Origin of the sequence: Ewingella sp. AOP9-I1-14 (genome assembly GCF_052375995.1) — a bacterium.
In the GTDB taxonomy this organism is placed as follows: Bacteria; Pseudomonadota; Gammaproteobacteria; order Enterobacterales; family Enterobacteriaceae; genus Ewingella; species Ewingella allii.
Map to the genome: position 1 here is coordinate 506,889 of NZ_JBQSVA010000001.1, position 23,470 is coordinate 530,358.

Here is a 23,470-nt window from a genome sequence, read left to right on the forward strand (position 1 = left end):
CAGCACATAAAAAGGGGCCAAATCTGGCCCCTTCGCTTTTGCAAAAACGCGATTTATGGCGTGACCAACGCAGGTTCCGCCAGCGGCACTGCCGTTTTCTTGCAGCACAAATACAGGACATAAATCAGTGGGATCCACGCCAGCGTGCCCAGCGTCAGCTTGGCGTAGACATACACCTGCGGCGAGGCGAAGTGCTGCAAGATAGTATTAATCAGCCGCAGTGCCAGTTGGATCAGATAAAGCATACCGAACCACCAGCCGGAACGGTTGATGTCATGCATGCGACGGATGCCCACGGCCATAATCGGCACAATCACCGCCAGCAAAAATATCCACTGCGCTAGGCTGCCGTAGAAGATAGCGTTCGTCACCCCCACCAGCGTGGTGATGATGGCAACCGAGAAGCCCAACAGCACGGAAATCAGCATGCTGCCGAGCAAGAATACCCAAAACTCTTTTCTGGTTGAGCGACCACTAAAATCAACGTAGCGCTTCCAACCCTGTAAATAACATTGCCAGACCGTCATTCCTGACTCCTCTCCCCATTAATTATTACTATTATTTATTGATATAAGTGTTAACTCTGTTTTCGCTTCATTCTTTACCGCAACTTCCTCTCTGAGGGAAGCATTGCCTGTAATAACCGGCATTTTTGTGCCCATCCTTAGATGTTGGCTGGAATTATTTGGGTGGGGTGTTATATATCCTTTACTCGCTAATGAATCTTTTCCGCTAAGGATCGTCCGATGTCCGCCAAAATTCGCTGTGCCATTCTTGATGATTACCAAAACGTTGCCCTCACCTACGCCGATTGGTCTTCGCTGGACGATAAAGTCGATACCCAAGTGATTAACCAGCACATTGCTGATGAAGAAATGCTGGTGAAAACCCTCGCCGACGCCGAAATTGTGGTCATCATGCGCGAACGCACGCCTTTTACCGCCGCGCTGTTTGCCCGCCTGCCTAAGCTCAAATTGCTGATCACCTCAGGGATGCGCAATGCCTCCGTTGATCTTGAGGCGGCGAAACTGCACGGCGTCACGGTATGCGGCACTGGCAGCGGCGGCAGCGCACCGACGGAGCTGACCTGGGGGCTGATCCTCGGTTTGGCCCGCCATCTGGTCACCGAAAATAACGCCCTGCGCGACAACGGCACGTGGCAGAGCACCGTCGGACTGGGCCTCAGCGGCAAGCGTCTGGGCCTAATTGGACTGGGTAAAATTGGCCAGCAGATGGCCAAGATAGGCCACGCCTTTGGCATGAAAGTGGTGGCCTGGAGCCAAAACCTCACCGCCGAGCACGCGGCAAAACACAGCGTGGAGCTGGCGGCCAGCAAAGAAGCCCTATTGGCCACCAGCGACGTGGTATCGATTCATCTGGTGCTCAGCGATCGCAGCCGGGGGCTAGTGGATGCCGCCGATCTGGCGCTGATGAAACCTTCCGCCCTGCTGATCAACACCTCGCGCGCCGCCATTGTTGACCAACCGGCGCTGATTGCCGCACTGCAACAGGGCAAAATCGGCGGCGCGGGACTGGACGTGTTTGACGTCGAGCCGCTCCCCGCCGACCACCCTTTCCGCTCGCTGCCCAACGTGCTGGCGACGCCGCATATTGGCTATGTTTCCACGGAGAATTATCAAATCTATTTCAGTGAAGCGGTCGAAAATATCGAGTCATTCTTAGCGGGAAACCCAGTCAGAGTGCTGTCGATTTAACGATGACTCAGGATGGGTGAGCGAATTCTTAAATCAAATTCCGTTACCCACCCTGCATTTCCACATCTGCCAGTTGCCAGCGGCAAGCATTCATGACCATTATGTAAATTCCATTTACATTCAGTTACTCCAGATGATTAACGTTGCCCTAATTGATGACCACGTGGTGGTGCGCTCCGGCTTTGCTCAGTTGCTGGGGCTGGAATCTGACATCAAAATTGTCGGTCAGTACGCGTCGGCGGCTAACGCCTGGTCGTCGCTGCTGAAGATGAACATTGACGTGGCGGTGATGGATATCGCAATGCCAGATGAAAGTGGGCTAAGCCTGCTGAGCCGCCTGCGCCAGCAGCGGCCCAATTTCCGCGCCATTATTTTGAGCATTTACGACACCACCGCCTTCGTGCAAAGCGCGCTGGACGCCGGGGCCAGTGGCTATCTGACCAAGCGCTGCGGGCCAGAGGAGCTGGTGCAAGCGGTGCGCACCGTCCACGCCGGTGGCCGCTATCTCTGCTCCGACGCCCTGCTGGCGCTGCGCCAAAGTCAGCAAACGCCCAAGGCGCTGCAATCCCTCACGCCCCGCGAGCGCGAGATTTTCGACCTGCTGGTTAACGGGCTGAGCGTCAAGGCGATAGCCGAACAGCTGGAATTGAGCCACAAAACCGTGCACGTTCACCGCGCCAACATCCTCGGCAAACTCCAGTGCGACACCACCATCGAACTGGTGCATTTCGCCATTCAGCACAGCCTGCTTGCCTAATGAGAAAGCTCGGTCTCACCCTTTTTCTGGCGATTTTCTACAGCCTCTGCTGGCTGGCGCTCTGGTCGATCAGCTTCTATCTGACCCAAAACGGCCAGCAGGCGATGTTGTTGCTGCCGCAGGGCTTGCGACTGGCGCTGATGACGCTACTGTCGCGGCGCTACTGGCCCGCCATGCTGCTCTCAGAGGCGGCAATTGGCGTCTGGCTGCACAGCGAACAGCTGCAAACCCACTGGATCATGCTGCTGTCGCCCCTGCTCAGCTTAATCCCCGCCGCGCTGGTGCAGCATCTGTGGCGGCGCTTTACCCTCTATTGGCAGCGGCTGTTGCTGCTACTCGGGGCAGTGGCGGGCAATAGCCTGTTGCAGATGGCGGTGCCGGGTTTATGGCTGAGCGCGACGCTGAGCCAAACCCTGCTGGCCTCCTTCACCGGCGGGATTTTGCTGACGCCTTTTATCTATCTGATTTACGAATATCTTAAACAGCAGCATCTGCAAAACCTGCTGGCGCAGGAGATCCCCGACCCGCCGCTGCGCACCTCGCTGCTGATTTGGTGCTCGTTGTTCTTCGCCCTCGCCGTTTGCCTGCAAATGAGTCTGGCCCCGGAGGTCGAGCGGCTGCTGATCATTTTGGTGTTTCTGCCCAACGTGGTGATGGCCTACGCCTTCGGCTGGCAGGGGGGCGTGCTGGCGGCGGTGCTTGGCAGCCTGATGATCACCGTCACCCGGCAGATGAGCGGCGCGTTTCACGATTTGCTCGAGCTGGAGCTGTTCCTCTCCACCCAGGCGCTGCTCGGCATTGGCTTGGGAATAGCCATCAGCCGCCAGCAGCAGCTGGCGTCGCATCTTAATCGCTACCGTTTGCAGCTAGAACAGGAGCTGGACACCCGCCGCCAGCTCACCGAGCGGCTGGTGCATACCGAAGAGGCGGTGCGCAAAGAGATTGCCCGCGAACTGCATGATGAGATCGGCCAGAACATCACTGCCATTCAGATTCAGGCCATGCTGGTGGACAGGAGCCCGCACGGCCCGGCCACCCACAGCGCGGCGAAGCAGATTGGCGAGTTGTCGCAGCGCATTCACCACACCACCCGCCAGCTGCTGCGCCAGCTGCGCCCACCGGTGCTGGACGAGATGTCGCTGGATAAAGCCCTGCATCATCTGGCCAACGAGTTCGCCTTCTCCGAACAGGGTATCGACTTTCACCTCGACTATCGGCTGCCGGAGCTGCCTCGCGACGAAACCCTAACCTTCACGCTCTATCGGCTGGTGCAGGAGCTGCTCAACAACATCAGCAAACACGCCGAGGCCACGCAGGTGCGCATCTGCCTGACCGAGCAGCACCCAATGCTGGTGCTGGAAGTCAGCGACAACGGCAAGGGCTTTGCTCATCCCGTCAAAGAAGGGTTTGGCCTGCGCGGTATTGAGGAGCGAGTGCGCGCCTTGGGCGGCGAATGGCTGCTCGAACAGCGCAACGGCACCCACATAATTGTTAAGTTGCCCACAGATTTGCAAAGAACTCCCCCCTGACTAGGAATAATTCCTAGTCATCTAAAACCTTGTCTCATCCGCTGCAAAAATCACCTGCCTACACTCGGCTCATAAGGTTGGAGTTAAACGATGTCCCAGATGTCAGCCTCACTTGTCGACAAAAATTATCGCTACTGGCGAGTTCACCTGCTGCTGTCGATGGTGATTGGCTACGCCGCGTTCTACCTGACGCGCAAAAGCGTCAATTTCGCGATGCCGGTGATGCAACTGGAACTTGGCCTGACCAAAGGCGACATCGGCCTGCTCGGCACGCTGTTTTATCTGGCTTATGGCAGCTCGAAATTTGTTTCGGGGATTTATAGCGATAAGACCGGCGCGCGCTGGTTTATGGGTGTCGGCCTGCTGATGACCGGGGTGCTGAATATCCTGTTCGCCTTCTGCCATTCGCTGACCGCGCTGCTGGTGGTCTGGACGCTAAACGGGTTCTTTCAAGGCTGGGGCTGGCCACCGTGCGCCCGATTGCTGACCCACTGGTATTCGCGCAATGAGCGCGGTTTCTGGTGGGGATGCTGGAACACCTCGATCAATATCGGCGGCGCGGCGGTGCCCCTGCTGTCCGGGCTTTTGGCCTCGATGTGGGGCTGGCAGGCGGCGCTGCTAGTGCCTGGCGTGGTGGCAATAGTGATTGGATTATGGCTGTGCCGCCAGCTGTGCGGCACGCCGCAACAGCAAGGTTTGCCGACGGTGGGCGCGTGGCGACGCGACCCGCTGGAGCTGCGGCAGGAGCAGCAAAGTCCGCCGATGAGCATGACGCAAATTCTGCGCCAGACCATTTTGCAGAACCGCACCATCTGGCTGCTCGGCGTCTCTTACGTGCTGGTCTACCTGATCCGCATCGCGCTAAATGACTGGGGCAATATCTGGCTGGCGGAGAATCACGGCGTCAATCTGCTGAGCGCCAACGCCACGCTGTCGCTGTTCGAGCTGGGCGGACTGCTCGGCGCGTTGTTCGCCGGATGGGGTTCCGACCTGCTGTTTCGCGGCCAGCGCGCCCCAATGATTTTGCTGTTTTCGCTCGGGCTGTTCGTCACGGTCACCGCCCTGTGGCTGGCGCCGGTCCACCACTTCGGCCTGTTGGCCCTGAGCTTTTTCAGTATCGGATTTTTTGTTTTCGGCCCGCAGATGCTGATCGGGCTGGCAGCAACGGAGTATTCACACAAAGACGCTGCGGGCACGGTGACCGGCTTTCTTGGGCTGTTTGCCTACCTCGGTGCCGCACTGGCGGGTTGGCCGCTGGCGGTGGTGATGCAGCATTACGGTTGGTCCGGCTTCTTCGCCGTGCTGACGCTGGCTTCGGCCTGCGTTGGGTTACTGCTGATGCCGATGATGATGGCGGGTATCAGTAAGCGCGAACTGAGCGCCGCGCCGCCGGACATATAACAAGGTTCTGTCCCACAACATAAGAAGAAAAGGTAAAACACCATGAAAAAACATCTCTCTCCTACCCTCTACAAATACTCGCTTTTGGCCGCCGCCGTGGCCCTCACCGCCTTCACCGGCGCGGCTCAAGCCAAGGGCCGCCTGGTGGTGTATTGCAGCGCCACCAACGCCATGTGTGAAGAAGAAACCAAAGCCTTCGGCGAGAAGTACGACGTGAAGACCTCGTTTATCCGCAACGGCTCCGGCAGCACGCTGGCAAAAGTCGAAGCGGAGAAAAAGAACCCGCAGGCTGACGTCTGGTACGGCGGCACGCTGGATCCGCAATCTCAGGCCGGTGAAATGGACCTGCTGCAAGCCTACAAGTCGCCGAACCTCGAGCAGATCATGCCGAACTTCCGCGACCCGGCGAAGCGCAAAGGCAACTACTCTTCTGCGGTGTACATCGGCATTCTGGGCATAGGGGTGAACACCAATCGCCTGAAAGAGAAAAACCTGCCAGAGCCAAAGTGCTGGAAGGACCTGACCAACCCGATTTATAAAAACGAAATCCAAATCGCCGACCCACAAAGCTCCGGCACGGCCTACACCGCGCTGGCGACCTTCTCCCAGCTGTGGGGCGAGGATCAGGCTTTCGACTACCTGAAACAGCTCAACGGCAACATCTCCCAATACACCAAGTCGGGCATCGCCCCGGCCCGCAATGCCGCCCGTGGTGAAACCGCGATTGGTATCGGCTTCTTGCACGACTACGCGCAGGAGAAAGAGAGCGGCGCGCCGCTGAAGCTGATCTCCCCGTGTGAAGGTTCCGGCTATGAGATTGGCGGCGTCAGCATCCTGAAAGGCGCGCGCAACCTGGACAACGCCAAGCTGTTTGTTGACTGGGCGCTGTCCAAAGACGCGCAGGAGCTGGCGTGGAAGAAAGGTCAGTCCTACCAAATTCTCACCAACACCACGGCTGAAACCTCGCCAAACTCGCTGAAAATGAGTGACCTTAAATTGATCAACTACGACATGGACAAGTACGGCGCGTCCGATATGCGTAAGGCGTTGATCACTAAATGGGTTAACGAAGTGAAGATGGGCAAAGCGACACAATAAGGCCCACGCGATTTATTGAGTGCCTAAAGCGCCTTCTCTTCAGGGGGAAGGCTGGGATGAGGCAGGCAACGCCAGAGATGCCATTTATACCCCAACCCAGCCCTTCCCTTACCAGGGGAGGGAGCAAAACTGCTCTTCTTTTAGAACGAGCAGAGTGGTTCTAACTCAGTTTTTTCTTTCAACACCTAAAATGTGAGGGGACAACATGTCTCATACACTCAGCCTGCCTGATATCCAGCGCCGCGACCCGATTTTCGCGTGGCTGGGGCTTATCCTGCTGGCCTTTGCACTGCTGCCAGCCTGGAGCCTCGACTATGGCTTGCTGGAATCCACCGCGGACGAAATTCTGGCGGCTTACGGCTGGTCGGGGCTGAACGTCAGCCTGCTGTGGCTGCTGTTGCCGATGGTTCTGCTGTTCCGCCCGCGCCACGCGCAGCGGCTGGAAGCTCGCCGTCGCCACCAGTTCGACGCCGCATGGTCAGTGTTCTGCGCGCTGTTTATGATTGTCAGCGCCACCTTAGTCGGGCGCGGCCTTGGCTATGGCAGCATCGGTATTTTCATCGCCCTCGGCGCGGTCTGCACGCTGGCCCTGTCACGCCTTGAGTGGCTGGGCGGCGACCGTTTTGTGCTCGGCTCGCTGATTTGCATCATCGCCATGATTGGCGTGTTTATCATCTTCCCGAGCATTGCGATTTTCATCCCAATGTTCACCAACGACGCCGGAGAATTTGCGCCGCTGGCCTTTATGGCCGTGCTCGGCCAGTCGCACATCTTGCAGGTGATTTGGAACTCCTTCCTGCTTTCCGTGGCGGTAGGGATTGGCTGTACCTTCTTCGGCTTAGTGCTGGCGATTTACACCACGCGCATTGCCAAGCGTTCGGCGATCATTGGCCGAGTGTTCTCGATTCTGCCGATTGTCACCCCGCCGTTTATCGTCGGACTGGGCGTCACGCTGATGATGGGCCGCTCGGGCTATGTCACTGAATTTATGGCTAACTGGTTTGGGCTGACCAACACTAACTGGCTGTACGGCTTTACCGGGATTTGGCTGGCGCAGGTGTTAGCATTTACGCCGATGGCCTTTATGATCCTCGACGGCGCGATTAAAACCATTCACCCCTCGCTGGAAGAAGCCTCATACACCCTGCGCGCCAGCCGCTGGCAGACCTTCCACCGCGTCTTCCTGCCGCTGCTGAAACCGGCGCTGGCTAACGCCTTCCTGATTGTTATCGTGCAGTCGCTGGCGGACTTCAGTAACCCACTGGTGCTGGGCGGCAACTTCGACGTGCTGGCCACGCAAATCTACTTCTACATTACCGGCGCGCAGCTCGACTATCAGGCCGCCAGCACCCTCGGGGTGATTCTGCTGGTGTTCTCGCTGCTGGTGTTCTGCGTGCAGTACATGTGGATTGGCAAACGCTCCTACGTCACCATTTCTGGCAAAACCTCCCGTGGCGACGTGCAGCCGCTGCCGGTGACGCTGGTGTGGGGCGTGACGCTGCTGCTGGCCATCTGGGTCGCCTTCAATGCCCTACTCTACGGCAGCATTTTCTACGGCAGCTTCACCGTCAACTGGGGCGTGGACTACACCCTGACCTTCGCCAACTTCACCAAGCTGTTTGGTCAAGGCTTTAGCGACGGGGCATGGCCTTCGCTGCTCGACACCCTGCTCTACGCCGGTATCGCCGCGCCAATTACCGCGCTGTTCGGCCTGCTCATCGCCTACATCGTGGTGCGCCAGCAGTTCCGCGGCAAAAAGACCATCGAGTTCAGCACCATGCTGTGCTTCGCGGTGCCGGGCACCGTGGCGGGTATCTCCTACATTCTGGCCTTTAACAGCGCGCCGGTTTACCTCACCGGAACCGCCGCCATCGTGATCATTTCGATGGTGATGCGTAACGTGCCGGTGGGTATCCGCGCCGGTATCGCCGGACTGGGCCAGTTGGACAAATCCCTCGACGAAGCCTCGCTCAGCCTGCGCGCTGGCTCGATGCGTACCGTGATGTACATCCTGCTGCCGCTGCTGCGCCCGGCGATTCTGTCGGCGCTGATTTACAGCTTCGTGCGCGCCATTACTACCGTCAGCGCCATTGTTTTCCTCGTGACGCCGGACACCCGCGTCGCCACGGCCTATATCCTTAACCGGGTGGAAGATGGCGAGTACGGGGTGGCTATCGCCTACGGCTCGATTCTTATCGTGGTGATGCTGGCGATCATTTTCATCTTTGACTATCTGGTTGGCGAAGCGCGCATTTCCCGCTCCAAAGCCAAAACCGGCCAATAATTCTGGAGTGAGCTGTTATGACAACGATTCTACAAGCCGAGCGCCGCGCGCCGGTTGAAACCACCAAAAGCTTTGTTGAACTGAAGGGCGTCGCCAAGCGTTTTGGAAATAATACCGTGCTGGAAGGCCTGGATCTGGCGATCCCCAAAGGCAAAATGGTTACCCTGCTCGGCCCGTCCGGCTGCGGCAAGACCACCGTGCTGCGTATGGTCGCCGGGCTGGAGAAGCCAACCGAGGGCCGGATTTTCATTGATGGCGAAGACGTGACCGACCGATCCATCCAGCAGCGTGATATCTGCATGGTGTTCCAGTCTTATGCCCTGTTCCCGCACATGTCGCTGGGCGAGAACATTGGCTATGGCCTGAAAATGCTGGGAAGACCTAAGGCGGAAATTCGCGAGCGAGTGCGCGAGGCGCTCTCTCTGGTGGATTTAGAAGGTTTCGAAGATCGCTACGTGGACCAGATTTCCGGCGGCCAGCAGCAGCGCGTGGCGCTGGCCCGCGCGCTGATCCTCAAACCGAAAGTTCTGCTGTTCGATGAGCCACTGAGTAACCTCGACGCCAACCTGCGTCGCAGCATGCGCGAGAAAATCCGCGAGTTACAGCAGCAGTTCAACATCACCTCGCTGTACGTCACCCACGACCAGAGCGAGGCGTTTGCGGTATCCGATACCGTGCTGGTGATGAACAAAGGCAAGATTATGCAGATTGGCGCGCCGCAGGAGCTGTATCGCCAGCCCGCGTCGCGCTTTATGGCCAGTTTTATGGGCGACGCCAACGTCTTCCCGGCTGACCTGCACCGCGAAACGGTGGAGATCTTCGGCTACCACATCCCGAAACCGGCGGGCTTTGCCGACGGGCTGCAACAGTGCACCGTGGGGGTTCGCCCGGAGGCCATCACGCTCGGCTTGCAGGGCGATGACAGCCAGCGCTGCTTCATTACGCACGTCGCCTACATGGGGCCGCAGTATGAAGTGACGGTGGAGTGGAACGGCCAATCGCTGCTGTTGCAGGTCAACGCCACCCAGCTCCAGCCGAGCGCCGGGGACCAGTTCTACCTGCAAATCCACCCTTACGGCATGTTCGTTTTAGTCTAAGAAAGCCGCCGTTAGCCCTCCAGCGCGAAAACTAACGGTACAATCACTTGGGCGGCCACCGGCTGGTCGCCCTGCTTCGCCGCAATAAACTTCCAACGCTTCACTGCCGCCACGGCAGCCTCGTCGAGGCGCGGATAGCCACTCGACTGGCTGACCGCCACCGACGCCGCCAGCCCGTTGGCGCTGACTTCCACCCGTAATCTCACCGTACCCTGCTCGTGCAGCTTTTTCGACAAACGGGGGTAGTCCGGCGCGGGGTTATTTAAGTAAGCCGCACTGAACTGCGGCGGCGTCACTACTTTGCTGGCCGCCGGGGCTTTGCTGAGGGCCGGAGCCTTGGGCGCAGTGGCGGGTTGCGCCTCGTGCTGCGGTTGGGGTTTTGGCGGGTGTTTCGGCTTCTCGTCATGCACCGGGCGCGGCTTGGGCTTTTCCGCCTTCGGCAGGCTTATGGCCGCCTTCTCCACCACCGGCGGCGGCGTTTTTTCTACCGGTTTAACCGGCTCTGGCGGCGTGGGGATAGGCTCTGGCTCATGCTGAGGCTCTGGGGCCAGTTGCACCATTTCGACCGCCATCAGCGGCGCGTTAATCTCAGCAACTTGCGGCGGGTTCATACGCAGAAACAGCAGCAGCCCGAGATGCAACAGCAGGACCACCGCTGCAATAATCAGCATTTTCAGGCCGCGTTTCGGCATGGGAGAATCTCCGGAAAAGGCGGATTCAGCTAACATGCTGCCGCCGATAAAGCAGGACGGCCAGCCACGGGCCGCCGAGTAGCGTTGCCATTAACCCGGCGGGTAACTGGCGTGGATAGAGGAGATTGCGGCTCAGCCAGTCAGCAAAAATCATCAACAGCGCCGCAATCATCACCGCTAGCAGCAGCTGGGCCAGCGGGCGTCGCGCCCCAAGCTGACGGGCGATGTGCGGGCCGAGCAGGCCAATAAACGACAGCGGCCCGACAATCAGCGTCGCAACGCCGGTCATCAGCGCCGCCAGCGCCATGACCGTCAGGCGGGCGCGCTGGGTGCGTAAACCCAGCGAGTGCGGCACCGACTCCAGCGGCAACAGCAGCAGGTAGCGCCGCACCAGCGGTGTAAACAGCAATAGAAGCAGCGCCAGAGCCAGCGCGGCGACGGCCATCGGCGTGGTGACGTAGTAGGTCGAGCCGGTCATCAGTTGGCGCAGCATGTTGGCCGCCATGCCGTTGTTGGTCATCACCACTCCCGCTACTGACTGGAAAATCGCGGTGATCGCCAAACCACTGAGCAGCACGCGCTGTGGGGTAAATCGCCCCTGTCGCGCCGTCCACAGAGTCAGTAAAAGTGTGATAAACGCGCCGACCGCGCTGCTCAGCATCATGCCCGCAATCCCGGCTGTTGGGATAATCAGCAGCATCAGCGTAATACCCAGCGACGCCCCCGCGCCAATCCCCAGCAGCTCAGGGCTAGCCATCGGGTTGGCGGTCACTCGCTGAATAATCACCCCGGCCGCCGCCAGCAGCACCCCGGCTGACATCGCGGCAATCATCCGTGGCAGACGGAATGGCAGCAGCGCCAGCACGTCGTGCCACGCGTCCCAGTGCCAGCCGTGCAGCGTGCGCCCCACCGCCAGCGACAGCACAATGCTCGCCACCAGCAGCAACAGCACCAGACCAAAGCGCGGCTTGAGAATACGTGCCTGACTTTGCGCCACCGTCTCCTTAATAGCTTGCAGCGAAATACTGCGGATGCGCGGCAGATACCACAGCAGTAGCGGGCCTCCGGCCAGCGCGGTCATCATGCCGGTCGGCAGCAGCATGCCGTTAATCCCCGTCAGTCGACTGACGCCCTGATCGGTCAGCCACAGCAAGCCTCCGCCAATCAGCGGCGACCAAAGCAGCCGTTGGCGCAGCTTGTGCGCTCCTGCCAGCGCCGCCAGATGCGGAGCCGCCAGCCCGATAAAGCCAATCACCCCGACGGCGCTGATAACCAAGCTGCTGATCGCCAGTGCGCAGAGGATAACCACGCTGCGCACCGCCACCGGCGACATGCCGAGGGAGCGCGTGACCTGCTCATTCAGCGCCATCAGGCCGAGCGGCCGCAACATCAGTAGCACCGGCACCACGCAAATCGCCAGACGCGGCAGCAGCCAGAACAGCGTCTGGCTGTTCTCCTGCACCAGCGAACCGCCGCCCCAGATGAAAATCGCCGCCAGCGACTGGTCGTAAATAATCGATAAAAGCAGAGAAACTGAGCCGCAATAGAGATTCACCAGCATCCCGGCGAGGATCAGCGCCAGTGGCGAAAACGCCTGCCGCGACGCCAGTACAAACACCAGTAGCATGGCTACCAGCGAGCCGCCCATGGCGAACCATTCGCGGCCCCACGCCAGCCACGCCGGAGCCGCCAGACTGACCATGGTCAGGGCCAGCGTGGCGCCGGATGCCACGCCGAGGGTCATGGGTTCTGCCAGCGGGTTGCGCAGCGCCTGCTGCATCACCACGCCGGTAAAGGCCAAGGCCATGCCGCAAAGAACCGCCATCCACTGGCGCGGCAGCCACATCTCATGGGCAATAATTGGCTTGGCCCCCGCCAGCAGGCTATCCGCGTGCCAAAGCTGGCTCCACTGGGCCACCGGCAGTAGCTGTGAAAGCTGCTGCACGCTGAGCAGCAATGCAGCGAGATAGAGCAAAATGCACAGCCACAGCGGCGAATTTTTTAGTAAAGAGGTGGCGGGATGCGCCGGGCTTGTCAGCGGGATTTGGCTCATGCGCGACCTCGCTGTTGCAGGCCTAGCGCCAGAGATTCAGCAAAGCGCACGGCGGTGATCAGTGCGCCATTTTGCGGCAAGCCGTCAGGCAAGGTGATGCAGTTTTCCGGCTGCAAAAGCGGCAGGCTGCGCCACAGCGCCGAGCCGGTAATGTCGCTGATATCAGGCTGCGGATAGGAAGGCAGCAGCACCACGCGGCCACGGCCTCCGGCGGCGAGCAGGTCCACCGAGGTCATGGCGAGACCCTGCGCGCTGGTCGCCAACTGGCTGGCATTTTTCAGGCCGAGGCGTGTCAGCACGTCATCAAACAGGCTGCCTTTGCCAAACAGGTACAGATGCAAAATCTCCAGCGGATGGGCCAGATAGAGCGGCGTGTCGGCGAAAGGCTGAACCGCCAGCCGCGCTTTGTCCATCCGCGCATTCACGGCGGCGATGATCTGCTCGGCTCGCTCAGGTTGCCCCAGCGCGCCCGCCATTTGGCGCAAATTAGCCTGCGCCTGCTCGAGCGGAGAACTGCTGTAAGTGTTGAGCACCAACAGCGGCGCAATCTGCTCCAGTTGGGCTTTCGCCATCAGATGGCCGGGCGTCACCAGCAGCAGCGTCGGACGCAGTTCGCGCAGGGTTTCAAAATTGGGTTGGAATAGCAGGCCCACGTCAGCGACGTCGGCAGGCAGCGCGGGTTCGCCATACAGGCGGCGATACCACTGTGGCGCGGCCACGCCGACCGGCACCACGCCGAGCGCCAGCGCCATTTCGGTCAGGCCCCAGTCGAGGATCACCCAGCGCGGCGCGGGTCCTCCGGCGGCCAAGCTACAGAGAGGGGAAAGCCCCGAGCTTGCGCTCAGGGCCAGTGCGAGTTGCAGAAACTGACGACGATTCATGCTTACCACTGATAGCTCAGGGTCGCCAGATATTGGCGGCGCAGGCCGAAGTGACAGCCATTGTCCTGACAGTAGTTCAGGTACTGCTTGTCGGTCAGGTTTTGCACATTAAGCGCCAGTTGCCACGACTGCCAGCGGTAGCGCGCAACGGCGTCGAACACAGTGACCGCCGGGACTTTCAGGCTGTTTTGGCTGGTGGCATAACTGGTGCCGACATAGCGCGCGCCGCCGCCAAGGGTGACACCATCAAGCATGCCCGGCAGCGCGTATTCGGTCCATACCGCCGCCGTCTGGCGCGGAATGCCCACCGGATCCTTGCCCTGATTGCCAGTATTCGACGCCGTGACTTCCGGGTCGGTATAGGCATAGGAGCTGCTCACCAGCCATCGCGAGGTGATATTGGCTTTGGCTTCCAGCTCAAGGCCGCGCGAACGAATTTCGCCAGTCTGCACCGAGAAGTTCGGGTGATCCAAGTCCGCCGTCAGTACGTTTTGCTGGGTCAGGTCATACAGCGCCGCGGTGAATAAGGCGTCGAAGCTTTTCGGCTGGTATTTGATCCCCACTTCCGACTGCTTGCCCTTAGTTGGGCGGAAAACATCGCCGCTGAAGGTGGTTCCGGCCTGCGGCTGGAATGAGGTGGCGTAGCTGACATAAGGCGCGATGCCGCTGTCGAACAGATACATCAGCCCGGCGCGGCCGGTGGTGGCGTAGTCGGTTTGCTCTTTACGCGTGTCGTTATCCAGATCGTTGCTGTGGCTTTCAGCCTTGTCGTAGCGCCCGCCGAGGTTCAGCAGCCACTGATTCCACTTCATCTGGTCTTGGGTATAGAAGCCGGTTTGCGACATATACAGCCGCGAATGGTCTGTCAGCGCCGGGGTCTGCACCGGCGTGCTGTAATCCGGGTTGAGGTAGTTAAGGTCAGAGGCATCTCCGTAGCCGCTGTTTTGCGTCAAGTCGTCATGCACGTAATCCACGCCGAACAGCATGTCGTGATCCACCGGGCCGGTGTCGAACTTGGCCTGCAAATGGGTATCAACGTCGAAGTCTTTTAACTTCTCATTAATGTGCATGCTGTAGCGATGCACCTCCGGCGCTTTGGCAACCACGCCAAACGGATAAACCATGGTGTAGTCGCTGCGGGTCTGCATGTAGCGCAGGTTCTGGTGCAGGGTCCAGACATCATCGAAATGGTGCATGAACTCATAACCCACGCTCTCCTGCGAACGGCTATAGCTGTCGAAGCCCGGCTGACCACCGTAGAAGTTGTCAGAGATTTTGCCATTCGGGTTATTCACCAGCGTGCCTTGGACCGGCAATTGGTTGAAGAAACCGGCGTCCGGGTCTTTGCGGAACTGGCTGAGGAAGGTCAGGCTGGTGTTGTCATCGGGCTGCCACGTCAGGGCCGGAGCGATGTCGTAATGTTTATACTTGGTGTAATCCACCTGCGTGTCAGTCTTCGACGCGGTGCCGGTCAAACGCCCGAGCCAGTGCTGATCGTTGTCCAGCGAGCCGGACAGATCCAGCCCGCCTTCGGTCAGATTGTTGTTGCCGGTGGTGACATAGATTTCATGCAGCGGGTCCGCCGTCGGCCTTTTGCTGACCAGATTCACCACCCCGCCCGGACTGGCTTGACCATAAAGCACCGAGTTCGGCCCTTTGATCACTTCAATCTTATCCAGCAGGTAGGCGTCGTAGTTCGGGCGCGACCAGTAGGTCACGGTGGGCAAACGCAGCCCGTCGAGGTATTCATCGGCGTTGAAACCGCGAATGATGATGGTGTCGAAGCGGGTATCAGCCCCGCCCGCTTCCGACTGCACGCCACCCAGATAGCGCAATGCCTGCGACACGTTCTGCGCACCCTGCGCGGCGATCTGCGCCTGCGTCACCACTGACACGCTCTGCGACGTTTCAATCAGTGGCCGGTCAATTTTGGTCGCGCCGCTGGCTTTCTTGGCGACAAAATTGGTGCTTTCGTCACTGTCCGCCGTCGAGGAAACCGTCACTGAAGGCAGCACCGTGGTCGCGGCAGCGCTGGTCTGATTTTGTGCTGCGGCCTGCACTTGTCCTGCAATCAATGTCATCAACAGCGCCGCGCTGAGCGGTTTAAGCCTAAACCCGAATTTACCCTGCATGTGTGTCCCCGAAAATAAAACAATGACTCAATAATGAGGATACAAATGATAATCATTAAGTTTTAATTGAACAGAGGACGGGATAGAATGCTTGCGATGTTTGTTCGGGAAATAGCGCGAAACAGACAGAATTCGGCGAATTTAACGCAATTGATGAGCGATTGTTGGAAATGGACAAAATCTGGCGCAAAGGTTACGGGGTGGAGATACCACCAGCGGCCCCGCAGTTAGTGGCCCGCAGTCATTTTTACAGCAATCAGTCTCGCGAGAACTGGCATTCTCACTCCGCCGCGCAGCTGCTGTTTTGCACCCAAGGCGTGATACGCGTCCTGACCCCGCAAGCCTCGTGGACCCTCGGCCCGATGCGCGCTATCTGGCTGCCGTCGGACTGCCAGCACGAGCTGCACGCCCTTGGCGACATCACCACTTTCAGCCTTTATCTCGACCCGCATACCGCAAGCTCATTGTGGTTAAAATGCCGCACTTTGCAAGTTAGCCCTCTGCTCAACGAGCTGGTGCAGGCACTGCTGGTCGGGCAGTCTGCCACGCCGCCGAATGTCGCCCGCATTGCTCTTATCTCCCCGCTATTGCTCGACGAGTTGCGTCAGGCGCAGAACAGCACTGTGTGTAATTTGCCGCTGCCGACCGACCGCCGCCTGCGCAATATCTGCGAACTGATGCTGGCGACGCCGGAAAACAATGACACGCTGGAGCTGTGGGGTAACAAGGTGGGAGCCAGTTCGCGCACCCTCGCCCGGCTGTTCCGCGAGCAGACCGGGCTGACTTTCGCCCAGTGGCGCCAGCAACTAAGGCTGGCTGAAGCCGTAGGCCAGCTGGCTCAGGGCCAGACGGTGATGGCTATCGCCAACCAGTTGGGCTATCACAGCCCCAGCGCCTTTATCTCGATGTTCAAGAAGTCGCTGGGAGACACGCCGCAGCGCTACCTGCGCGCGTGAGCCTTCAGAACCTTTTATCCGTCACTCAGTAAAAATGAGTATTAAGCGTTTTTAACCGTTCGTGATATTTAACTATTCGTGATAAAAATATTCATTCGAATAGTTACCCCGCTATTAATACCAATAATTATTGTCTGGTCATCGGCAGGATTTTCCCTTTGCCGCTGTCAGCAACATAGTGGCTTTTTAGGAACTGACTATGCCCCCACACCCCGTTAACTCGGCGTCATTACTGCAACACCGCTCATTTGTTGCCTTCTGGATAGCCCGTGCGGGCTCCAGCTTTGGGTTCCAAATCTTATCAATCGTGGTCAGTTGGCAGATCTATTCGATCACCGGCCGGGCCTTGGATCTCGGACTCATCGGCCTCGCGCAGTTCTTGCCGTCGGTGACGCTGGCACTGGTGGCGGGTCACGTCGCGGATCAGTTTGACCGTCGGCGCATTGTGCTGTTGGGGCAGATTGTCGAATGGCTGGCGATAGCCACGCTGGCCGGGCTGGCTTTTACCCAGAACATCAATGAAATCAGTATCCTTGCGCTGATTTTTATCATTTCTACCGCGCGAGCCATGGAAGCGCCGTCGATGCAGTCCATGCTGCCCGCGCTGGTGCCGCCGTCAATGCTGGCTCGTGCCATGGCTGCCAACGCGGTGGCCGGACAAGCGGCGGCTATGGTTGGCCCGGCAATTGGCGGGTTCTTGTATATTGCCGGTTCGGGTACCGCCTACGCGGTGTGCGCCGCGCTGTACCTGCTGTCGATTGTGATGGTCAGCCGCTTGCAGTACGAGCAGGCCCAGCCGAAGCGCGTTCCGGCCACCTTCGCCACGCTGTTTGCCGGTATTCGCTTTATTCGCAATCGCAAAGATGTGCTGGGCGTGATTTCCCTCGACCTGTTCGCCGTACTGCTCGGCGGCGCGACCGCGCTATTGCCGATCTTCGCCAAAGATATTCTGCACACCGGCCCTTGGGGCCTTGGCCTGCTGCGCGGCGCTCCGGCGGTGGGTGGGCTGCTGGTCGGCTTCTGGCTGAGCCGCCGGGCGATGACCCGCAACGTCGGCATGATCATGTTTATGTCAGTGGCCGGATTTGGTGTGGCAACCCTGATATTTGCCCTGTCGAGCACCCTGTGGCTGTCAATTATTGCCCTGTTCTTCCTCGGCGGATTTGACATGGTGAGTATGGTGATCCGCGGCGCGCTGGTGCAGCTCGACACGCCGGACGACATGCGCGGGCGCGTCAGCGCGGTAAACTCGATATTTATCAACACCTCAAATCAGCTGGGCGAATTTGAATCCGGGCTGTTGGCCGCCTGGCTGGGGGCCGTTCCGGCCGCCGCGCTCGGCGGCGTGGGCACTATTATCGTGGTCGGCCTGTGGATGGCATGGTTCCCCAGCCTGCGTAAAAGGCAAAAGCTGGAGAATGAGAAGCCAGAAGAAAGCTCGGTAGCCCAGCCTGCCTCGGTCTGACTGAGCGCTATATAAAGTAAAAGGCCCTGTCGTTGCTGACAGGGCCTTATTTATTTGGTGCTTTTACAGCGGCTTATTTGCTTTCGTTGGCTTTGATTTCGCCCATCGCTTTCAGCTTTTTAGACATCTCGCGGCGTTCTTTTGACAGGTCAGCATTACGGATGATGTAGTCATCAACGCGATCTTCATAGTCGCCGCGCATGCTGGCAATAATCGCCTGAATTTCGTCGATGCTCATACCCTGTTTGATGTAATCGCTCAGGTTGTCGAGCAGCAACACACGTTTCTGGTTATCACGGATTTTCTTTTCGTTATCAGCAATTTCGCGTTGCAGTTTGTTCTTGCGGCGGAAAATTCGTACGAACTCCAGTACGTCATGGAAACTCGGCTTGTTGATATTGTCCATTTTAACACCTTCGATTAAGTTACACAGATTCAGTGACTGACTGCCCGGAACGTAGGTTACAGCGTAGCAGGAAAAGCCTGCGCGTTCAGAACGAAAGTCTAATTGCTTTATCTTACCCGTTTTCATGGGCAGACAAAAATGCCATCACGCTTTCTCCAGCGGATTGGCGGGAATTTGCACCTCTTCCTTGCGCATGGTCATGGTTATCAAGTCTCCCAGCGCCTGCAATTGCTCGGCCACCTGCATGCTCAGCCACACATAACCGTAGATGGGCGCTTCCAAGTGCTGGCTGGCGTTCATCTCCTGCATCAGCTGTTTTAGCTCTTCCACTGATTCATTCAACTGATGATTCAGCGCGCCTTCATCACCTTTCGTGCCATTGAGCAGCATATCGCTGAGCTTTTCCAGCGAGTCGAGCATCAGCAATTGCGCACTGCGCAAGCTGCGGGCGTTGAGCATCAGGTAGTGACTTTCGCGGGAACTCCAGTAAGCATCGGCCAGTAATTCTAGCGTACACAACAAGTTACGGCTTAAGGTCTGGATGGCATCGAAGACTTCGCGCGGGATATGCGACTCTTTACTGGCGGGCGCAAACAGCGCGCGCATCTTCACCATCTGGTTCATGGATTTTTTCAGCTTGCCTTCCAGATGGGGCCTTTCCAGCATGTTCGGCGACAGCCAGGCGCTGTAAAGCTTATTCAGCGAGGTCAGGTAATCTGCCATCTGCATGCGCCAGTGAATAAAGGCGCGCTGCGGGTAGATACTGGCGAAGAACAGCGCCAGCAAGGAGCCGAACACCACGTCCCCCGAACGCCACAGCGCGGTGTGCATGTCCCCCGGCCCCGCGCCGCAGACCACCGCCAGCGTGACGCCGATCAGCAACGCCATATAGGGCCGCTTGCCAAGAGTCAGATAGCCACTGACGAACATCACCACGCCGCACCACATCAGCATTAAAGGCAGAGAATAAAGTTCGAGCCAAAGCGCAATCAGCCCGGACGCCGAGCCAAAAACCGTGCCCGCAATGCGCTCCGCCACGCGCTGCAACACATTGCCCCAGAAGGAGATCGGCCCCATCACCACCACTAAGGTGATCAGCGGCCAGGTGCCTTCGGGGATCTCCGTCAGACGCACAATCAGGAACGTCAGAATGAACGCCAGCGCGATCCGCAGTGCGTGAGTGATGCGGTAATTACTATAAATCACGTTATCCAGCGGCGAGATTTTCTTGTCCAGACGCATGCGGTGCCCATTCTAAAAGCGGAAGAATCGATGGCAGGTAGTTTAGCCGAGTTGTGGTGGGGGATCACTGCGGTTTTACTGGGGTTGAATCAAACTTTAGTCGAATATCCAGCACATGCCGAAGCTTGACAGATTTCCCCATGACATCTGGCTGTCGAGTGGTATCCTTAACGGCTGTTTGCTATGCAGCAACATCACATTTCGCCGCGATTAAGGGTCAATTCCGCAATGTCAGACAAGCCGCAAAAAACCTTCTACTTCCATGACTATGAAACCTTCGGTAAGAATCCCGCGCTGGACCGCCCTGCGCAGTTCGCCGGTGTGCGTACCGATGAGGATTTCAACATCATTGAAGAGCCGCTCGTGATTTACTGCCGCCCGTCTGATGACTATTTGCCTGAGCCTGAGGCCGTGATGATAACCGGCATTAAGCCGCAATTGGCGCTGGAGAAAGGGTTGAGCGAGGCAGAGTTCAGCGCACAGATCCACCAAGCTTTTAGCGTGCCGGGCACCTGCATTGTGGGCTATAACAATATCCGATTTGATGATGAAGTCAGCCGCAACATCTTCTATCGTAACTTCTACGATCCTTATGCCTACAGCTGGCAATATGGCAATTCTCGCTGGGATCTGCTCGACGTGATGCGCGCCTGCTACGCCCTGCGCCCGGACGGCATTAACTGGCCGGAAAACGACGACGGTTTCCCGAGTTTCCGCCTTGAACATCTGACTAAAGCTAACGGCATTGAGCATGAAAATGCCCACGACGCGATGGCTGACGTTTACGCCACCATTGCCATGGCTAAGTTAGTGAAACAGGCCCAGCCGCGCCTGTTCGCCTTCCTGCTTGAGCATCGTAATAAGCATAAAATCAATGCGTTAATCGATATTCCGGCCATGACGCCGTTGGTTCACGTTTCCGGCATGTTCGGCGCGGCCCGTGGCAATACGGCGTGGATTGCGCCGCTGGCGTGGCATCCTGAGAATAAAAACGCGGTGATTGTCTGTGATTTGGGTGGAGATATGACCCCACTTCTCGAGCTGGACGCCGATGCAATGCGCGAACGGCTATACACCCGCCGCGAAGCCCTTGAACCGAGCCAGTCGCCGCTGCCGATCAAGCTATTGCACATTAATAAGTGCCCAGTAGTAGCTCCCGCTAAAACGCTATTGCCCGAAAATGCTGAGCGTTTGGGCATTGATCGCGAGCGTTGCCTGCAAAATCTGCAACTGTTGCGCCAGAATACCCAAGTCCGCGAAAAAGTGGTGGCCTTGTTCGCCGAAGCCGAGCCGTTTAAAGGCTCCGACGACGTCGATGCCCGCCTGTACGACGGTTTCTTCAGCGACGCCGACCGCGCCGCGATGCGCATTATTCTGGAAACCAAACCGGAAAATCTGCCAGCCCTAGATTTAACTTTTAACGATTCACGCATCGAAACGCTGCTATTTCGCTATCGCGCCCGCAATTTCCCCACCACCCTCACCGACGCCGAGCAGCGCCGCTGGCGTGAGCATCGTCAGGAAAAACTGAACGCCGAACGCGTGCAAGATTACGTGTTGCAGTTAGAGTCGCTGTACAACTTGTACGAGGATGATGCCGAGAAAACCGCCCTGCTGAAGGCGCTGTTTGATTATGGGAAGGGGTTGGTGGCGTAACGGTAGGGTTACGCTTTCAAATTCAACTTCAACTTCAACTTCAAAACCGTGGGCTCGCCGCCCACACTGGCCCAAAGGGTTTTAAACGAAACCCTTTAGAATCCTGCGTTTTTTTGCTGCTGAAAGATCGAGGCTGCGCAGGGTTGGAATGGACGTGTTTCAGCGGCCACGGTGATCGTCGCGAAGTGCCGCCGCTTAGGCGGTCCCCTCAGTTCGGGCTTCGAGCCTTTGGTCTCGAACCACTCCCTCGGCGTCACTTCTGAACGCGACCTACTGGCACTTACTCCGAGCCGTTTCATTCACATAAAATCTGAAAATTACTGAAAAGGCACGATTGAAATGCCTCAAAACCGCAGTCAAAAATGGCGCTGAGCGAGAGGTTCGAGACCTATGGCTCGAATCCCGTGGCGAAGGCACCGCCTAAGCGGCGACATTCTTTATTGATAGGGAGGGCGGTGGATAACGGAAGTCCCTGAAACACGTCCGCCTCACGAGCGAAGCGCGCAGTAAAGAGCCGGGGAGTCTTGAGGGGCGCGGCGATAGGCGCCCCTTAAGGCCGGTGTGGCGGCAGCACACGACCTTGACCTTAAAAAACAGTTTGCGTGACAACGCAAAGTTTTGACCTTAAAAGAAAGTTTCCTGCCCTTTCCAAAGGGCAAAAAAAAGGACCCTTGCGGGTCCTTTTAAACTTATGCTTCTGGAGCGATTTCGCCACTCATCTGCGGTGGCTGCTGGCGGAAGAAATTGGTGATAAAGGCTAAATAACCTAAACCAATTGCGCCCCACACCAGACCCAGCGTCATTGAGCTGGCTTCAAGGTTCAACCACAGCGCGCCGACGGTCAGGGCACCAATCACAGGCAGAATCAGATAATGCAGGTGATCTTTGAAGGTCTTGTTCTTCTGCTCACGAATGTAGAACTGCGAAATAACCGACAAGTTCACAAAAGTGAAGGCCACCAGCGCCCCGAAGTTGATCAACGCCGTTGCAGTCACCAGGTCAAAGGTTACAGCGGACATTGCCACTACGCCGACCAACATCACGTTGAAGGTCGGGGTACGCCATTTTGGATGCACGTAGCCGAACAGTTTTTCCGGGAATACGCCATCACGGCCCATCACGTACAACAGACGTGAAACACCGGCGTGTGCCGCCATGCCTGACGCCAATACAGTCACGCAGCTAAAGCACAGAATCACTGACTGGAAGAACTTGCCTGCCACATACAGCATGATTTCAGGCTGTGATGCGTCCGGATCGTGGAAACGCGAAATATCCGGGAAGTACAGTTGCAGGAAGTAAGACACCACGACGAAGATGATGCCGCCAATCAGCGCAGTCAGGAAAATCGCTTTCGGAATAACTTTACCGGCGTTCGGCGTCTCTTCAGACAGGGAACTGATGCCGTCAAAGCCCAAGAACGAGAAGCACAGAATCGTTGCCCCGGTGATCATCGGCACCACGTGTGCGTTCTCACTGAAGAAAGGTTTCGTACTTGCCAGCGTCCCTGCGCCTTCACCCATGTAAACACCACGGATAAGCAGACCCATGAACACCACCATAATGGCGACCTGAACCACAACGATGATGCTGTTGAGGTTAGCAACAACCTTGATGCCACGCAGGTTAAAGGCCGTCATCATCGCCACCAGCGCGGTCACGAAAATCCACGACGGTACGCCCGGGAAGATAGCTTCCAGGTAAATTTTCGCCAACAGGATGTTGATCATCGGCATGAACAGGTAGTCCAGCAGGGATGACCAACCAACCATAAAGCCGACGTGCGGGCTGATGGCTTTCTGTGCGTAAGTATATGCAGAACCCGCAGACGGGAAGCGGCGAACCAGCTTGCCGTAACTTACCGCAGTAAAGAGTACCGCGATCAGCGCGAAGATATACGCCGTTGCCACGTGGCCGTCAGTCAGACCGGACACAATGCCAAAGGTATCGAAAATGGTCATCGGTTGCAGATAGGCCAAACCCATCATCACAACCTGAACCAAAGTCAGGGTTTTACGCAGCTGTACGCGATTGGTTGCCGGAGCGGCAGAAGAGACATTAGCAGACATGGCTCAGCCCTCCCTGATTTGCATGCATAGGACGTGT

18 protein-coding genes are annotated in these 23,470 nt (G+C 57.8%); 10 read left to right on the forward strand and 8 right to left on the reverse strand.

Annotated features, from left to right (window positions below; genetic code table 11):
• Positions 1 to 53: 53 nt before the first annotated feature.
• Positions 54 to 527 (reverse strand): DUF805 domain-containing protein, encoded by a 474-nt coding sequence (locus ACT3RT_RS02520; RefSeq protein WP_485901285.1) that lies wholly within the window; start codon positions 525 to 527, stop codon positions 54 to 56.
• Positions 528 to 746: 219 nt separating this feature from the next.
• Here ACT3RT_RS02520 and ACT3RT_RS02525 point away from each other — a divergent pair, with 219 nt between their 5' ends.
• From ACT3RT_RS02525 to fbpC, 7 genes are all read left to right on the forward strand, one after another.
• Entirely contained in the window at positions 747 to 1,715 is a 969-nt protein-coding gene (locus ACT3RT_RS02525; protein WP_485901287.1) for a D-2-hydroxyacid dehydrogenase family protein, read from the forward strand.
• 133 nt (positions 1,716 to 1,848) lie between these two features.
• The gene (locus ACT3RT_RS02530) at positions 1,849 to 2,472 is read left to right on the forward strand and encodes a response regulator (RefSeq protein ID WP_353503995.1); all 624 of its coding nucleotides are present in this window, start codon (positions 1,849 to 1,851) and stop codon (positions 2,470 to 2,472) included.
• On the forward strand, positions 2,472 to 4,001 hold the full coding sequence (locus ACT3RT_RS02535; protein WP_353502611.1) for an MASE1 domain-containing sensor histidine kinase: 1,530 nt from the start codon (positions 2,472 to 2,474) through the stop codon (positions 3,999 to 4,001). The genes ACT3RT_RS02530 and ACT3RT_RS02535 overlap by 1 nt, the downstream gene beginning before the upstream one ends.
• Before the next feature lie 90 nt (positions 4,002 to 4,091).
• Complete coding sequence (uhpC, locus tag ACT3RT_RS02540; protein WP_034791557.1) at positions 4,092 to 5,402, forward strand: MFS transporter family glucose-6-phosphate receptor UhpC; 1,311 nt, start codon at positions 4,092 to 4,094, stop codon at positions 5,400 to 5,402.
• Between the two features lie 42 nt (positions 5,403 to 5,444).
• On the forward strand, positions 5,445 to 6,500 hold the full coding sequence (locus ACT3RT_RS02545) for an ABC transporter substrate-binding protein (RefSeq protein WP_396130290.1): 1,056 nt from the start codon (positions 5,445 to 5,447) through the stop codon (positions 6,498 to 6,500).
• 205 nt (positions 6,501 to 6,705) lie between these two features.
• Complete coding sequence (locus ACT3RT_RS02550) at positions 6,706 to 8,784, forward strand: ABC transporter permease (protein ID WP_353502613.1); 2,079 nt, start codon at positions 6,706 to 6,708, stop codon at positions 8,782 to 8,784.
• 17 nt (positions 8,785 to 8,801) lie between these two features.
• Positions 8,802 to 9,881, forward strand: a complete 1,080-nt coding sequence (gene fbpC / locus ACT3RT_RS02555; protein ID WP_496199931.1) for a ferric ABC transporter ATP-binding protein — start codon at positions 8,802 to 8,804, stop codon at positions 9,879 to 9,881.
• Positions 9,882 to 9,892: 11 nt separating this feature from the next.
• Here the strand turns inward: fbpC and ACT3RT_RS02560 are convergent, their stop codons facing one another.
• The 4 genes from ACT3RT_RS02560 to ACT3RT_RS02575 are packed head-to-tail and all read right to left on the reverse strand — an operon-like array spanning position 9,893 to position 15,588.
• The gene (locus ACT3RT_RS02560; RefSeq protein WP_353502615.1) at positions 9,893 to 10,573 is read right to left on the reverse strand and encodes an energy transducer TonB; all 681 of its coding nucleotides are present in this window, start codon (positions 10,571 to 10,573) and stop codon (positions 9,893 to 9,895) included.
• Between the two features lie 25 nt (positions 10,574 to 10,598).
• Positions 10,599 to 12,626 (reverse strand): Fe(3+)-hydroxamate ABC transporter permease FhuB, encoded by a 2,028-nt coding sequence (gene fhuB, locus ACT3RT_RS02565; protein ID WP_485901297.1) that lies wholly within the window; start codon positions 12,624 to 12,626, stop codon positions 10,599 to 10,601.
• Entirely contained in the window at positions 12,623 to 13,507 is an 885-nt protein-coding gene (locus tag ACT3RT_RS02570) for an ABC transporter substrate-binding protein (RefSeq protein ID WP_353502617.1), read from the reverse strand. Before ACT3RT_RS02570 ends, fhuB begins: the two co-directional genes overlap by 4 nt.
• A 2-nt stretch (positions 13,508 to 13,509) precedes the next feature.
• A complete protein-coding gene (locus tag ACT3RT_RS02575; protein WP_496202451.1) occupies positions 13,510 to 15,588 on the reverse strand; it encodes a TonB-dependent siderophore receptor in 2,079 nt (692 codons plus the stop codon).
• Positions 15,589 to 15,809: 221 nt separating this feature from the next.
• Between ACT3RT_RS02575 and ACT3RT_RS02580 the strand changes: the two genes are divergently transcribed.
• Positions 15,810 to 16,595: an AraC family transcriptional regulator gene (locus tag ACT3RT_RS02580; RefSeq protein ID WP_353503996.1), complete on the forward strand. Its 786-nt coding sequence runs from the start codon at positions 15,810 to 15,812 to the stop codon at positions 16,593 to 16,595.
• 199 nt (positions 16,596 to 16,794) lie between these two features.
• Positions 16,795 to 18,060: an MFS transporter gene (locus ACT3RT_RS02585; RefSeq protein WP_485901300.1), complete on the forward strand. Its 1,266-nt coding sequence runs from the start codon at positions 16,795 to 16,797 to the stop codon at positions 18,058 to 18,060.
• Between the two features lie 73 nt (positions 18,061 to 18,133).
• On the opposite strand, the gene tmaR is transcribed toward ACT3RT_RS02585, so the two are convergent.
• Entirely contained in the window at positions 18,134 to 18,466 is a 333-nt protein-coding gene (gene tmaR, locus ACT3RT_RS02590; protein ID WP_034791570.1) for a PTS system regulator TmaR, read from the reverse strand.
• 144 nt (positions 18,467 to 18,610) lie between these two features.
• The gene (locus ACT3RT_RS02595; protein WP_034791571.1) at positions 18,611 to 19,708 is read right to left on the reverse strand and encodes an FUSC family protein; all 1,098 of its coding nucleotides are present in this window, start codon (positions 19,706 to 19,708) and stop codon (positions 18,611 to 18,613) included.
• Positions 19,709 to 19,936: 228 nt separating this feature from the next.
• Here ACT3RT_RS02595 and sbcB point away from each other — a divergent pair, with 228 nt between their 5' ends.
• The gene (gene sbcB, locus ACT3RT_RS02600) at positions 19,937 to 21,364 is read left to right on the forward strand and encodes an exodeoxyribonuclease I (RefSeq protein ID WP_496202452.1); all 1,428 of its coding nucleotides are present in this window, start codon (positions 19,937 to 19,939) and stop codon (positions 21,362 to 21,364) included.
• A 689-nt stretch (positions 21,365 to 22,053) separates the two neighbouring features.
• Here sbcB and ACT3RT_RS02605 read toward each other — a convergent pair.
• Positions 22,054 to 23,433, reverse strand: a complete 1,380-nt coding sequence (locus tag ACT3RT_RS02605; RefSeq protein ID WP_353502691.1) for an APC family permease — start codon at positions 23,431 to 23,433, stop codon at positions 22,054 to 22,056.
• Between the last annotated feature and the right edge of the window lie 37 nt (positions 23,434 to 23,470).